The organism is Echinicola strongylocentroti, assembly GCF_003260975.1.
GTDB lineage: Bacteria > Bacteroidota > Bacteroidia > Cytophagales > Cyclobacteriaceae > Echinicola > Echinicola strongylocentroti.
Genome location: NZ_CP030041.1, coordinates 1764891 through 1778891, shown reverse-complemented (window position 1 = coordinate 1778891; position 14001 = coordinate 1764891). Strand labels below are relative to the sequence as shown.

At 45.1% G+C, this 14001-nt stretch carries 12 protein-coding genes; 5 read left to right on the top strand and 7 right to left on the bottom strand.

The genetic code is table 11. The features are described 5' to 3' along the window. Position 1: 1 nt before the first annotated feature. Positions 2-805 carry a DUF3298 and DUF4163 domain-containing protein gene (locus DN752_RS06580; RefSeq protein WP_112783209.1) on the top strand — a complete coding sequence of 268 codons (804 nt, stop codon included), beginning with the start codon at positions 2-4 and terminating at the stop codon, positions 803-805. On the opposite strand, the gene dnaA is transcribed toward DN752_RS06580, so the two are convergent. Continuing rightward, positions 802-2229, bottom strand: coding sequence for a chromosomal replication initiator protein DnaA (dnaA, locus tag DN752_RS06575; protein ID WP_112783208.1), 1428 nt, complete (start codon positions 2227-2229; stop codon positions 802-804). The two genes, DN752_RS06580 and dnaA, sit on opposite strands and share 4 nt — an antisense overlap. Before the next feature lie 456 nt (positions 2230-2685). Between dnaA and DN752_RS06570 the strand changes: the two genes are divergently transcribed. The 4 genes from DN752_RS06570 (at position 2686) to DN752_RS06550 (ending at position 7884) form a co-directional block, all read left to right on the top strand. Then, the gene (locus DN752_RS06570) at positions 2686-3894 is read left to right on the top strand and encodes a methylmalonyl-CoA mutase family protein (RefSeq protein WP_112783207.1); all 1209 of its coding nucleotides are present in this window, start codon (positions 2686-2688) and stop codon (positions 3892-3894) included. Further along, complete coding sequence (scpA, locus tag DN752_RS06565) at positions 3891-5951, top strand: methylmalonyl-CoA mutase (RefSeq protein ID WP_112783206.1); 2061 nt, start codon at positions 3891-3893, stop codon at positions 5949-5951. Before DN752_RS06570 ends, scpA begins: the two co-directional genes overlap by 4 nt. A gap of 192 nt (positions 5952-6143) precedes the next feature. After that, positions 6144-7118 carry a hypothetical protein gene (locus tag DN752_RS06555; protein ID WP_162633144.1) on the top strand — a complete coding sequence of 325 codons (975 nt, stop codon included), beginning with the start codon at positions 6144-6146 and terminating at the stop codon, positions 7116-7118. 19 nt (positions 7119-7137) lie between these two features. Then, positions 7138-7884 (top strand): hypothetical protein, encoded by a 747-nt coding sequence (locus DN752_RS06550; RefSeq protein ID WP_162633143.1) that lies wholly within the window; start codon positions 7138-7140, stop codon positions 7882-7884. 830 nt (positions 7885-8714) lie between these two features. Here DN752_RS06550 and DN752_RS06545 read toward each other — a convergent pair. The 6 genes from DN752_RS06545 to DN752_RS06520 all read right to left on the bottom strand — a co-directional run bounded on the left by DN752_RS06545 (position 8715) and on the right by DN752_RS06520 (position 13918). Beyond that, positions 8715-9035: a 2Fe-2S iron-sulfur cluster-binding protein gene (locus DN752_RS06545; protein WP_112783203.1), complete on the bottom strand. Its 321-nt coding sequence runs from the start codon at positions 9033-9035 to the stop codon at positions 8715-8717. Between the two features lie 15 nt (positions 9036-9050). Then, complete coding sequence (locus DN752_RS06540) at positions 9051-10055, bottom strand: NAD(P)/FAD-dependent oxidoreductase (protein ID WP_112783202.1); 1005 nt, start codon at positions 10053-10055, stop codon at positions 9051-9053. 100 nt (positions 10056-10155) lie between these two features. Continuing rightward, positions 10156-10587 carry a MarR family winged helix-turn-helix transcriptional regulator gene (locus tag DN752_RS06535; RefSeq protein ID WP_112783201.1) on the bottom strand — a complete coding sequence of 144 codons (432 nt, stop codon included), beginning with the start codon at positions 10585-10587 and terminating at the stop codon, positions 10156-10158. A gap of 137 nt (positions 10588-10724) precedes the next feature. Continuing rightward, the gene (locus DN752_RS06530) at positions 10725-11717 is read right to left on the bottom strand and encodes an ABC transporter ATP-binding protein (protein ID WP_112783200.1); all 993 of its coding nucleotides are present in this window, start codon (positions 11715-11717) and stop codon (positions 10725-10727) included. Continuing rightward, positions 11717-12769, bottom strand: a complete 1053-nt coding sequence (locus DN752_RS06525; RefSeq protein WP_245949478.1) for an iron ABC transporter permease — start codon at positions 12767-12769, stop codon at positions 11717-11719. The genes DN752_RS06530 and DN752_RS06525 overlap by 1 nt, the downstream gene beginning before the upstream one ends. Before the next feature lie 9 nt (positions 12770-12778). After that, a complete protein-coding gene (locus DN752_RS06520) occupies positions 12779-13918 on the bottom strand; it encodes an ABC transporter substrate-binding protein (protein WP_112783199.1) in 1140 nt (379 codons plus the stop codon). Positions 13919-14001: the final 83 nt, after the last annotated feature.

Genomic DNA, 14001 nt, shown 5'->3' with positions numbered 1-14001 from the left:
TATGTTTAAGCATTTTCTGGTGATCGGGCTAGTGATATTTGGCCTTGTAAGCTGTAATAAAAATAATAGTGAAAGCCAAGAACAGGGGGGCTTTGTCCATAAGCAAGCTTCCATTCAGCGTCAAGCCTGCGTAGGCAAAGACAGTACCTGTGCGGAGGTAGGTATGAATTTCCCCCAGTTTTCAGGGGAAGACCGAAAATTGGTTTCTTGGCTTAATCTGCATGTGAAAGAGCAGCTGTTAATGTATCTCCAGTGGGGTGAAGCTTCGCCCCAAACCGATAGTGTGGAGGTAGCCGCTGAGATGTTTTTGGAGGGGTTTAAGGACATGGCCAGGGAATATCCAGCAACTTCGCTGTCTTGGTTTTTGAAAACGGATGGTGAAGTAGTGTTTGAAAACAGTGAGGCAATTTCACTGATGTTTACCAATAGCAGTTTTACGGGAGGGGCTCACCCCAATTATACGGTTTTGTTTATGAACATTGACCTGGAAGCACCCCGTCTACTGAAAAATGATGACCTGGTGTTGGACCAGCCGGCACTGTTGCAAAAAGCCAAAATAGCTTTTAGGGGATTCCATGAAGTGGATTCCCAAGTGAGCTTAAAGGAAGATGGAAGGTTTTTTCTGGATGATGGGAAGTTCTTTTTGCCAGCAGCCATGGGATACGAAGGCGATGAATTCGTAATGGTGTACAATAGTTACGAGATCGGTCCATATTCCATGGGATTGACCGAGCTACGTTTTCCCTTGGAGGAGCTGGAGGGAATCGTTTGGATGCCAGGGCAAAAGAAAGATCCTACGAATTAGTAGGACCTCATTTTGAATTTTTTGCGCTGTTCATTGATAGCGTTTCGGAAGGAAGTATCTGTTTCCATCAGGTCATTGACCGTTTGGACAGCGTGTATGACGGTACTGTGGTCACGTCCTCCAAAATGGTAGCCAATAGACTTTAGGGAGTGGTTGGTAAATTCTTTGGAAAAGTACATGGCTACTTGTCTGGCCACCACAATTTCTTTTTTACGGGTTTTGGCTTTTAGGTCATCTAGCTTGATGCCGTAATAGTCCGATACCGTTTTTTGGATAAAGTCAATGCCTACCTCTGTTTCGATGTCCTTGACGATGTTTTTCATGATCGTCTTGGCCAGTCCCAGATCAATTTCCACCCGGTTAAGCGAGGCGTGGGCAATCAACGAGATCAAAACACCTTCCAGTTCCCGGATATTGGTGTCCACGGTGTAGGCCAGGTATTCGATGACATCATCAGGTATGTAGATTCCTTCAGATTGCATTTTTCTTTTGATAATGGCCACCCTCGTTTCAAAATCCGGCATGTGCAGATCTGCTGTCAATCCCCATTTGAAGCGGGAAAGCAATCGCTCTTCAAGACCTTTTAGGTCTCTGGGCGGACAGTCGGAAGTCATGATGATCTGCTTTTTGCTTTGGTGGAGGTGGTTAAAGATGTGAAAGAACATCTCCTGTGTCCTGTCCTTGCCCGCCAAAAACTGGATGTCATCGATGATCAATACATCCACCTGCATGTAAAAATTGGTAAAGCTCTTTACATTTCCATCCTTGATGGAGTCCATGAACTGATTGACAAATTTTTCTGAAGAGACATAGAGGACAAACTTGTCTTCAGGTCCATTTTTGATTTCATTGCCTATGGCTTGGATCAAGTGGGTCTTGCCAAGGCCAACACCGCCATAAATCATCAGCGGGTTGAAGGAGGTTACTCCAGGCTTGGTGGCTACGGCATAGCCTGCCGAACGGGCCAAACGGTTACAGTCTCCTTCGATGTAAGAGTTGAAGGAATAGTTCGGGTTAAGGTTGGAGTTTAGGAGCGCTTGGGCGTCCAGTGATTGCATTTCAAAAGGACTTCTCCGCTCTTCCTTTACCTGTTTTTCGTTTTTCTTCTTGTTAGGATTGATATTGCCTTGTGGATAGCTGACCACATAAGGTTGGTTTTGGGAGTTTCCCCTGTCCACTACCACAGCGTATTCCAGCTTGCCATTTGGGCCTAGGATATTTTTGATGGCAAGCTTTAACACCTGCACATAATTATCCTCCAGCCACTCATAGAAAAATTGACTGGGTACCTGAATGGTAAGTACAGAACCGTCCAATCTCACCGGGTTTATGGGTTTAAACCAAGTGGAGAAGCTTTGTTCGTTCACGTGTTCTTGGATGATACGCAAACACTCGTCCCATACTGCTTTGGCCTCTGAATTCATTTATAATAGGTTACAAGAAAGAATTATAGATGCTCCGCTTCACCATTGAAGGGCAACAAATTTGGGGAAAATATATCTAAATTAAAAATCGAAAATTGCTTGACTTAGCTAGAGTTTTCTGTTAAGGTCATTGTGCATATTGTTTTTTTGTGAGTACGATTGCCTGTTTTTAAGTCATGTTCCTGCTACAAATTTGGAAAAGTAATTTTCAGGGCAGACAAAACCATTGCTGCCATCGATATTTCTTCCTCTAGTTACAGGATTTCTGGTAAGGAGTTGGTCCTTTGTCCAGTCTGGATTCTAATTTGGAATATACAAAAATATTATGGGAATAGGAACACTTAATTGTAAAGAGCTTAGGAAGTTATTGGATGAAAAAATGAATAGGAATTTTGACCGAAATCCTTATTTTTAGGGTAGGTATTAACCGATATATCGCCCAAGTGGCACCCAGATATGACCGATGAACACTTTTATGGATATCCACCCTCTTCTAAAAAAGGCTGGATCAGACAGGCACTGAAAGAAACCGGCGCTGGTGATTATGAGGAGTTGATCTCCAATGATGAATTTGAAGGTTTGGTGATTCCGCCTTTTTTTACTGCCGAGGACAGTGAGCAAAACAGTATGTCAGCCTTACCCAATTCCTCTATGTTCCGTCCCGGGCTCTGGGAAAATATCTCTTATATTGATTTGGACAAGGATCCTCCTGAAGTGATTGGGAAGGTGTTAGCATTTGGAATTGATGGTGTGGTCATGCACTGGTCTGGTGAAGGAGACTTGGGTGTGTTGTTGCGAGAAGTAAAACCCGATTTTTTAACAATATGGTTAAAGCCCAAAAAACATGCGGTAAAAGTGGTTCAGCGGTTTTTACAATGGGCTGATGCCACTGTTTCAGAGAAGTCCAAGCTACGTGGAGGGGTGCTGTGGGATGTTTTGGTGATGAGCTTATCACGAAAAGAAGCAAGAGAGGAGGTGGCGAAGGAGATGTCATCACTTTATGCCTTGACCAAGGACTATCCAGAATATAGGGGCGTATGCATTGATTTTTCATGCTATCAACGCCCCCAATTTAATATTACCCAAGAGATTACATACGGGTTAGGAGTAATGATCGAAGTGCTAGATGTACTGACCAACGAGGGAGAGGAAGTGGAGGAGGCCCTGGATAACTTTTTCGTTTTTGTTGCGGCAGGAAATGATTTCTTCTTGCACTTGGCAAAGATAAAAGTACTGAGGATAATGTTCCGGAAGTTACTTCTGTTGTATGAAGTCGAGGATGTATCGCACGCGCTGTATGTTTTTGCCAGTACAAGTGATGACAACCACGATGACAAGGATAGTGAAAACAACATGGTCAGAAATACTTTAGAGGCCATGTTGGTGATTTTGGGAGGTAGTGATGCACTTTGGGTGAAGGGGCACAGCGAAGATGCTTCTGCTGTGTTTTCCCGCAGGACAGCAGCCAATGTCTCCAATCTGTTGCGATATGAAAGCCATTTTGATAAGCTGGGTGATGCAGTCGATGGTTCGTACTATTTGGAGTATTTGATCGAAACCCTACTACAAAAGGTAGAGAAAACGTTGGTTCAGCTAGAAGAGGACGGAGGGTGGTGGAAGGTGTTCCCTCACTTGAATAAAGGACCTAAAACCAATGAACAATGAGGCCTGACTTAACTGGATTATCCCAACTAAAAGCCACTAGGCAGGAGAAGTCGGAGAAAGCAGCTCCTTTTCATACTGAGTATGTGGCCGGGATTCCGCCATTTTTGAGGGGACCCTACAGTACCATGTACCGTACCCGTCCTTGGACCCTGAGGCAGTATGCAGGTTTTTCCACTGCTGAAGATTCCAACGCGTTTTATAAAAGAAACCTTAAAGCGGGACAAAAGGGACTTTCGGTTGCTTTTGACCTCGCCACACATCGGGGCTATGATTCCGACCATCCCAGGGTGCAGGGAGATGTAGGAAAGGCAGGTGTGGCCATCGACTCGGTGAGGGATATGAAGGTGCTTTTTGACGGTATCCCACTGGATAAAATGTCCGTGTCCATGACCATGAATGGCGCAGTGATCCCGATCATGGCTTTTTATATCGTGGCCGCAGAAGAGCAGGGCGTCAGGCCGGAGCAGCTGAAAGGAACTATCCAAAATGACATCCTAAAAGAGTTTATGGTGCGCAATACGTATATCTATCCTCCGGTACCATCACTTCGAATTATTGCTGATATCTTTGCCTATACGGCCAAAAACATGCCCCAATTCAATTCTATTTCTATCTCTGGCTATCATATGCTTGAAGCGGGAGCTACTCCGGAATTGGAGCTCGCCTATACGCTGGCGGATGGTCTCGAATACGTAAGGACAGGCCTGAAATCAGGTTTGGAGATTGATGATTTTGCACCGCGTTTATCCTTTTTTTGGGGGATCGGAATGGATCATTTTACTGAAATTGCCAAACTTAGAGCAGGAAGGTTGCTCTGGGCGAAACTCATGAAGGGATTTCAGCCAGCGAACCCCAAATCCCTCAAGCTGCGTGCCCACTGTCAGACTTCGGGCTGGTCGCTGACCGAGCAAGATGCCTATAATAATGTAGCCAGAACCACAGTGGAGGCAATGGCTGCAGTGCTGGGGCACACCCAGTCCTTGCACACCAATGCATTTGATGAAGCCTTTGCGTTGCCAACTGATTTTTCAGCTCGTATTGCGCGAAATACACAAGTGATTCTGCGCGATGAATATGGTCTGCGAAGGGTGGTGGATCCGTTGGGGGGAAGCTTTTTGCTGGAGCAAAAGACAGAAGAACTGGTGGCAAAGGCTTGGAGGCATATTCAGGAAGTGGAGGACATGGGCGGTATGGCCAAGGCCATTGAGGCAGGGCTGCCAAAACGTAAGATAGAGGAGGCTGCCGCACGTAGGCAAGCAAAGATTGATCAGGGAAAAGAAGTTATCGTCGGTGTAAACAGGTTTGTGGTAGGAGAAAATGAGGATTTCGATATTCTTGAGGTGGACAATGAAATGGTTTTGGATCGGCAGCTCTTAAGGCTTAGGCAACTGAAGGCAGATCGCGACAGTGAAGCGGTAGCCGCAAGCCTTGAAGCCATCACCAAGGCAGCGGAATCCGGTACCGGGAATTTGCTGGAACTGGCCGTGGAAGCTGCCCGGAAAAGCGCTACCTTAGGAGAAATATCAATGGCCATGGAAAAAGCTTTTGGACGTCATCAAGCAAAAAACCAAGTCGTTTCTGGAGTGTATTCTTCAGCATCCCAAAACAGTGAATTGTTTAAGGAGGCCTGGGTTCTGACGGCCAAATTTGATGAAATGGAGGGAAGAAGGCCTCGGATTCTGGTGGCTAAAATGGGACAGGATGGCCATGACCGTGGGGCCAAAGTGATCGCTTCCGGGATGGCCGATATGGGCTTTGATGTGGATATCGGTCCGCTGTTTCAGACCCCTGAAGAGGTGGCGAGGCAAGCAGTGGAAAACGACGTTCATTTGGTAGGCGCCTCTTCACTGGCCGGGGGGCATAAGGTGCTTATTCCCCAACTGATCAAAGCACTCAAGACCCTGGGGCGACCGGATATCTTAGTGGTGGCTGGAGGTGTTATTCCACCCCATGATTACGATTTTTTAATAAAAGCAGGAGTGATGGAGATATTCGGGCCAGGAACGGTTCTGCCAAAGGCGGCTATTCGTATGGTAGAACGGTTGATGAAACCGTAAATACTCCTTGTATGAATGTGATTTTTGTCATGTTTAGTGTTTTTTTGGTAATATTTTATTGATTTAGTTGAATACTTCTTGTATCACGTGAATTATACCTGTTTTTGCGTACCTCCTTTTTTTCGTGGTTGAAATTGACGTTTAAAAGCAGTTATTTAGGTAGATGTTTAACTTTTTAAGATCAAGACTTTTATGAAATTACATGTTAAGATGGGACATTGGAGCAATGTCCAAAGAGTATTTGTTTTTGCCTTAGTGGTTGGATTAGGGACTGCTTGTCAAGACCATGGACAGGAGCCAATAGATTCTGAAACGAGTACCGATAAGTCACCTATGGAGGCAAATGACGGCACATTGGTGTTTGCCTCGGTGGACGCATATGATGGTTTTTTTGAAAAAGAAGATAGACCAGAACTTCCGGAATTCAATACCCTTGCAAGGGTATTAGATGCCAAAAACAAGAAAGGAGCTGTACTAAGTAGGCTTTCAGACCAAGGGAAAGCCTGTCTGGAAGAGTATGACGGTTCCAAGTTGTTGGACATACTGGATGAAGACGGTACGGTCATCATCGGAGAAAACTTATTTTGCCTGGATTTTGAAAATCGAATCGTAGCAGTGACCGATAATTTCTCAATAAGGGACCGGGTAATCAGGGGAGATTATGATGCTACCGAAGTGAAGCTTTTTAGTTTTGATGATGATGTGTTGAGCCTTTTAGAAGAAGGTGCTGAAGCTTCTGTTAATGCTAGGACAATGTTATTCTGTAGTGATAGGAAGGCTGATGGGGAAAGAATCTCCATTGTGAAAAATTACAATTCAGGAGATGGGGAATTTAGGTTTAAAGGACAACTTGTTTATCAGAAGGCTGGCATATACTTTTCACTAATGACTGAAATGAAGCATATGAAGAAATCAAGTAGTGGGGTGTATTTTAGCCATAAAACCAATATGGAGCTGAATTGTTATTATAAAATCAAAAAGAGGTGTAAAGATGGAGAATTAGATGGGTACAGAGAATATGCTGTCGAAACTAATGGTTTGACAATCAGGCTATATGAAAGTACAAGAGGATTGGCTAAAACACTATTAATGACAGAGTATAAATTTCAGTTGGTCGATGGATCGTTTAGTGCACCAAGATTCGATGAAATAAGAGATGGGTATTGATTTTATAAAATAAGAAACTATGAAAAAGCAATGTTTAGTATGTTTGATGGTTTTGTTGGTAGCATTAATGCAAAATGCTTTCGCTCAGGATATTTCATTTGGGGGGCGGATTGGTAGATTCTATTCCGATTGGAATAATGTTTCAGGTCCCGACTTTTTAAGGTCAGAATCTTCAAGTGCAGAAAGCTGGGCTTTCGAAGTATATGCAAACCGTTACATGTCGAAAGACTTTTCCTGCGGCTTAGGGCTAGGGTTCGTTTCCCGGAATTCAATGCTTTGTTATGAGCCTGAAAGCGAAGGGTTTGGGTTGGGAAGTGGTTTCTCTATGCCTATCTGGTCTATCAGTCCCATGACTGCTAAAGAGTTTGGGTTAAGTGATAAACTAGGGGTAAAACTCGGGGTGAGCTTACCGATAAACTTAATAGAGGCGAGTGATCATAAATATATAACGAACCCATTTGCTATGGTTTTTGATGGCGAAACAGGTGAGCCTTTTGTGGTAATGGAGGTGGATGGAGGTACCTATGTGGAGCGGAAAGTTAGTGTGTTTATCCGACCGGAACTGGGCTTGTTTTATAAGCTGGGATCAAATGGCAAACTTACCTTAGATGCTATGTATGGGTTTAACCCAGGAGATCCGTTGGTCGTGAGGGAGTTTAAGGAAGTGAAATATGATGAGCAGGTCTATTCAGGTTTTCGTCATGAATACAAAGGTGATTATTGGGCGGTTACGATCGGTTATGAGTACAGGCTGTTTTCTAAATAGGAAAGTGTATTAGCCTGAGCTCGACTTGTTTTTAGTATAAAAAGCGTCATTGCGAACCCTTTTTAGAAGGATGTGGGTTGGAAAAGGGTGTGGCAATCCCCAAATACGAAGACTGCCACGGCTTCCACCCCTCAAATCTCCCCTTAAGCCTCGCAGTGCATGTTCCGACCACTGTACGGAAACGGTTTTATAATCGAGCTGAGGTTATTAGCCCTTTCGGGTCAAACCATCTTTCTTTTGAAAATGTGATCGCTTCGTCATTCTTCTCCACTTGACGGTAGATCATCGCTGTCAGGGTAATGCATGTAAGTCGCTGTAAATCTGTGTTCTTATTGATGTTTGTGCTCTTTACAAAAGGCCTAGGGGGATTTCAAATCCCCATTATATCGGTTCGGGATTACAAATCCCGAACAGCAAAGTTTTTTCTTTAACCCGGAATATGCGTTAGCCTATCTGTTGCGACCTTAAACTGCTTCAAAATCAGCCGTTTCACTTTAGTTTTTGGCATAACCGTAGCGGTGCTACGCTAATGCCTCCAAACTAACTGATTTTCTTGCAATTTCAGCTCTCACTACGATTCCTAACGCATAATCCGGGTTAAACTGGAAAAGCCAAGTAGTATAAAAAAGCCCTGAAAGGGCGTAGCATCCTTAGTCATGGACAACGCCCATGGTAAACATCAAGAATAATCACATTGTTTTAGCAGCAATTATCTCCCTCGGAAATATTGCCTGATCCGTCCTTTCCTGTTTCTACATGAAAAGAAAGGATTAATAAAAAAGGCGAACCTTTGATTTAAGGTTCGCCTTTTAATATTATTTGAATATTGGTTACTGATCTTCTCCTCTAAGTTTGAAGACGGCACCTTCCAGTTCGTCGCTTATCCTGATTTGGCAAGCAAGCCTGCTGGTGTCGTACATCTCCGGCAGACCTTCCAGTTGGTCGAGTTCCGGGTCGGTTGCGTCGCCAAGGCCATCTTTTCCCTCGAGGACTTCCACGTGACAGGTGGCACAGAGTGCCATGCCGCCACAAGTGGCCAAAACAGGATATTCGGAAGCTTTCAGTACTTCCATTAAGCTCAGCCCCATATCATCCGGAGCCTCTATCGGCTGACGGTTGCCGTCGTGATCTTCTACTTCAAATGTTACCATACCGCAAATTTATAATTAAAATGCATTTACGCCATTAACGGTTGTATATTTAAAGCTTAATTTTTGATCTGGGTACACATATTTGAATGCACTGTGGCACATCAAGGCCGCTTCATGAAAGCCACAAAGGATCAGTTTGAGCTTGTTCTCATAGGTATTGATGTCGCCAACAGCATAGATTCTTTCCACGTTGGTGGAGTAATCTGTGGTGTCTACTTCAATAGCGTTTTTGTCGATATTCAGTCCCCATTCGGCAATTGGCCCTAATTTTGGACTTAAACCGAACAATGGAATTAAGTAATCGGCATCTACGGTGATTTCTTCCTTGGCTTTGTTTTTCATGGACACGCTCTGTAGGTGGCCATTTCCTGCGATTTTGGTCAGGTTGGAGCTTAGGATAAGATCGATTTTTCCGTTATTGGCCATGTCAAACACCTTGGCGGCAGAGTCAGGGGCTCCACGGAATGTCTCGTTTCTGTGTACCAATGTTACCTTTTCGGCTACGTCGGAAAGGAAGATTGTCCAGTCCAATGCAGAATCTCCACCACCGGCAAGGATGACTTTTTTGTCTCGGAACTGCTCGGGGTCTTTGACCATGTAGGTGATGCCTTTACCTTCAAAGTTCTCCAGGTTTTCCAAGACGGGCTTTCTCGGTTCGAAACAGCCTAGTCCACCTGCTATGACTATCACCTGTGCGTGCACTTTGGTCTTGTCGCTGGTGGTGATCACAAATGAGCCGTCATCCTGCTTGGCAAGGTAATCCACGCGCTCACCTAAGGTGAAACTGGGATTGAACGGTTCGATTTGTTTCATCAGATTGTCGACCAATTCCTGAGCCTTTACCTCTGGGTAGCCAGGAATATCATAAATTGGTTTTTGCGGATATATTTCAGAGAGCTGTCCTCCTACCTGTGGCAATGCGTCGATCAGGTGACAACGCATTTTCAACAAACCTGCTTCAAATACAGTGAATAATCCTACAGGTCCTGCTCCGACGATGCAAATGTCAGTTGTTATCATGGTATAAATATGTAGTTACTTTCCTTAAGTGAATTGGAATTGATCGCTTTTCCGTGCAAATATAAAGAGGAAAACAGGTAATTCCATGTTTTATTTAAAACTATTCTAAATTACTGTAGATGGTATTGAGGATTCTTTTGAATTCCTCAAAGTCCTTCTGCCCTAAGTTTTCCCAGGCTTTTTCCCGGATTCCACTTATCTTGGGTTTTAGTTCGGATACTTTTTCTTCCCCATTGGTGGTGAGCAATAGGTGAAAACTCCTTCGATCACCGGGATGCTGTACCCGCTGGACATAGCCCTTTTTACACAGTATATCAATGATTCTCGTAAGGGTAGGTTGATCCTTAAATACCAACGTGGCCAATTCCGTTTGGCTCAAGGCTTCGTTTTCCGCCAAGTGCTTGAGTACTAACCACTGATCCACCGTCACGTCAAAATCCCCATACTTGAATTTTTGCTGGGCATATTGTTTGACCCTTCTGGCTGTCCTGTCCAGCAAAAACGAATATTGACTAAATTGTTCTTTTGTCATCGCAATTATTAGTATGACAAATATAAAGGAAAAATGTTTCAGGAAAAATAAAACCCTATAAAAAAGATAGGGTTAATGGTATTGTCGTTTAAAATACTAGTAATAAGACGATAAGAAAATCATTTTCTCTTCTTGCTTCAGTGTTGATTTAGCCATGAAACCACTGAAAGAATGTCATGAAATTTTTCCTCCGAACCCTGGCTCTTGACGCTGAAAGTGGGAGGACCGTCTGATGCTTCGATAGATGAGCCTTCAGGCAGTGACGTTCCACTTTTTTGCAAGGCAAGTTTCAGCCATTGGACCAAGTGGTCGGGGCCATGAATATTGGTGTGGTCTTGTGAAGCAGCTGGGCGGATTTTTCCCAAGGTGGGGTCAAAAGTAAGGCCTGATCCGGTAGTAAGCAGGTTGATTTTGCCGGAAATGATCAGGTCTTCTGGGGTTCCCGTGGTCAGTGGCTCGCCGCACTGCATGATCCAAAGATGGTCGGCTGTTTCGATGGCGATTTCCAGGTCGTGTGTGACGACCAAGATGGATTTTCCTTGCTGCTGAGTGATGTCGCGTAAGAGGTGCATGATCTCGTACCGGTTGATCAGGTCCAGATGGGCGGTAGGCTCATCCAAGATGATCAACTGGCCGTCTTGGGCAAGGGCCCGCGCTATCATCACTTTCTGAAGCTGCCCATCACTGATTTCACTGATCAGCTGATCTTTCAGGTAGTAAATCTTGGTGGCCCGCATGGCTTCGGAGATGATGCGCTTGTCCTCCGCAGATAGTTTTCCCAGCCAATTGGTAAATGGTGTGCGCCCCAATGCGACCAGTTGTGTGACGGTGAGGTTGCCGGCAGTGATTTTGTCCGTTAGGACGACACTGATTTTTTGGGCAAGCTGACGTGGGTGTTGTTCATGCAAGGGTATTCCTGAAAATATGATTTCCCCGGCCATACTGGGGAGGTGCCCCATGATGGTTTTTACCAAGGTGGATTTTCCCACTCCATTAGGTCCTAGCAGGCAGTTGAGTTTGCCTTTAGAAAGCTGAAAAGACAGGGATTCTCCCACCTTGACCGCTTGTTTTCCTTTGTGGTATCCAATGCTGACACCTTTTCCTTCCAATATGTATTGTGGGACATCCATCAAAAATCGCTGATAAAATTTCGTTTTAAAATCAACCAGATCACCAATGGTGCTCCAAAAAGCGAGGTGATAATGTTTACAGGCAAGGTTTCTGCAAAACCGGGCAATTGACTGATGGCGTCACTGACGAGTAAAAAGGCTGCGCCGATCAGTGCGGTGGCGGGGAAGAGGACTTTGTGGTCACTGGTTCTGAAGAGAATTCTGGCCAGGTGAGGCACCGCAATGCCGATAAAGGCTATAGGGCCACAAAAGGCCGTGGCGCTTCCTGCTAAGATGCCTGTGCTCAGGATCATGGTCCATCGCAGCGCATTGATGTTGATTCCCATGCTCTTGGCATAGCGCTCGCCCATCAGCATGGCATTATAGGATTTGATTTGGAGGAGGACTGGGATCATGCCCAGAAGTGCGACACCTGCAAAGACCTGGAGCTGTCCCCCGCTGATCCCTCCAAGACTTCCCATGGACCAAATGGTGAAAAGCTTAAGATCTTCCGCATTGCCAAAATAAGAGAGTACACTCACAATGGCGCCCGAAGCACTCCCAAACATCAGCCCAATGATCAGCAGGGTAGCGCTGTTTTTTACCTTCCAAGCGGTAAAGCTCATCAATAAAAGTATCAAGATGGCTCCCACGCTGCCGGCAATGATCACTCCCCAGATGCCCCAAGATAGATAAGTTCCCGTGCTATTGGTAAGGGACCAACCAAAGGCACTTCCCCCTAGGATCAACAGGGCCACGCCTAATCCGGCACCAGAGCTGATCCCCAGGACGTAAGGGCCTGCCAAGGGGTTCCTGAAAAACGACTGCATTTGGAGACCGCTGACAGAAAGACCTACACCGGCGATCAGGGCGGTGAAGGCTTTTGGTATCCGGTATTGGAAGAGAATGGTCTGCCAGCTTGCCTTCACCATATCGCCACCTGTCAATGCATCCAATACATCGCCAATGGGGATGTGTACGGAACCAATACTGATATTGACCAGAAATAGCAACAGAAGCAATCCGATCGATAGCAGTATTTTTATGACGGTATGAATGGGCTTTTTGTCCAAAGGCGCTGTTTAGTTTAGCTTTTGGTAAAAATAAGGCTTGTATTCGGGGATTAGACTAGGATGGAAGATTTTTATCAGGTCTTTGAGAATGATGTCTGGGCGGGTGTAGCCCAATTCAAAGTATTCCAATCCGCCCGTGGCTCCCCTAGTGTTGGCAAAAGTATAGACGTTTCCGGTTTCGAATGCCTTAAACTGGGTATAGCGGGAATCAGCTTCTTTCATTTGCTGCAAAGTGCCAAATTCAGCCGTGCTGATCCAAATAGCTGCATTCAGTCCTTTGTCCAGCACTACTTCGTAGTTGAGTTGGAGGCTTCCCGTGCTTTCTTGGTCCTTAAAAACATAGTCGGCCCCTGCGTCTTCCAGAAAGATGGCGCCCCAGTTATTGCCTGCGGGAGCGTACCAAATGTCCCGGTACATGTTTCCGCTCAGTACGGTCGGGAGGGAAGTAAAAGAAGCGTTTTGGACTTTTTCTTTCAGGGAGAGATAATTGTTTTTTATATTATCAAAATGTGTTTCTGCTTCTTGGTAGGTGCCGGTGAGGGCTCCGGTAAACTTGATCCATTCCGCCCTTCCCAAAGGATGCTGTTCGACGTAGTCGCCATTGATGACGGTGGGGATATCGGCCTTGGTGAGCAGTTGTAGGTCCTTGAGATTGTCTCCTAGCGTCGAAATCATCAGCAAGTCAGGGGAGATGTCAATGATTTTTTCGGTGTTGTAGTTGGCTCCACTGCCCAATTCTTCGACTTGTCCTGCATCAATACGTTTACGAACCGGAGCTGAAGAAACCAGTTCAAGGTTTGGGAAAGCAATGAGTCGTTTGGTTAGCCCAAGCGCATCCAAGTGAGGGACCTGGGTGGTGGAGGTCAGGATAATTTTCTGGACAGAGGTGCTAATGATGGCATCATAGCTCCCTTCGGGGACGTCAATGGTTGAATCCTCTTTTACCAGGTACCTGAAAGGCTGGTGGTTTCCTGGAAAGCCCTTGGTGACTTCGATCACTTTATACCCATCTCCTTGATAAAGACGGAAGCCTACGGCATAGTCAAGCTTGATTTCTTGGAGTTCAGGATTGCTTTTTTCATTCTTGGGACTTGAGCAGGCCCATGCCAGCAGCAGGGCAAATGCCAAGAATAGGGAGCGTTTTATCATGGAATGTTAAAATTGTAGGGATGGCCCGATTACATTGCGTAAATGGGCATGACATAAATTACTTCAAATTATCCCTCAAAAAT

What these genes read in the sequence shown, in the direction of transcription:
- DN752_RS06520 (WP_112783199.1), bottom strand. Translation starts at nt 13,918, where the DNA reads ATGATAAAACGCTCCCTATTCTTGGCATTTGCCCTGCTGCTGGCATGG.
- DN752_RS06540 (WP_112783202.1), bottom strand. Translation starts at nt 10,055, where the DNA reads ATGATAACAACTGACATTTGCATCGTCGGAGCAGGACCTGTAGGATTA.
- DN752_RS06555 (WP_162633144.1), top strand. Translation starts at nt 6,144, where the DNA reads ATGAAATTACATGTTAAGATGGGACATTGGAGCAATGTCCAAAGAGTA.
- DN752_RS06580 (WP_112783209.1), top strand. Translation starts at nt 2, where the DNA reads ATGTTTAAGCATTTTCTGGTGATCGGGCTAGTGATATTTGGCCTTGTA.
- scpA (WP_112783206.1), top strand. Translation starts at nt 3,891, where the DNA reads ATGAGGCCTGACTTAACTGGATTATCCCAACTAAAAGCCACTAGGCAG.
- DN752_RS06570 (WP_112783207.1), top strand. Translation starts at nt 2,686, where the DNA reads ATGACCGATGAACACTTTTATGGATATCCACCCTCTTCTAAAAAAGGC.
- DN752_RS06550 (WP_162633143.1), top strand. Translation starts at nt 7,138, where the DNA reads ATGAAAAAGCAATGTTTAGTATGTTTGATGGTTTTGTTGGTAGCATTA.
- DN752_RS06545 (WP_112783203.1), bottom strand. Translation starts at nt 9,035, where the DNA reads ATGGTAACATTTGAAGTAGAAGATCACGACGGCAACCGTCAGCCGATA.
- dnaA (WP_112783208.1), bottom strand. Translation starts at nt 2,229, where the DNA reads ATGAATTCAGAGGCCAAAGCAGTATGGGACGAGTGTTTGCGTATCATC.
- DN752_RS06530 (WP_112783200.1), bottom strand. Translation starts at nt 11,717, where the DNA reads ATGGATGTCCCACAATACATATTGGAAGGAAAAGGTGTCAGCATTGGA.
- DN752_RS06535 (WP_112783201.1), bottom strand. Translation starts at nt 10,587, where the DNA reads ATGACAAAAGAACAATTTAGTCAATATTCGTTTTTGCTGGACAGGACA.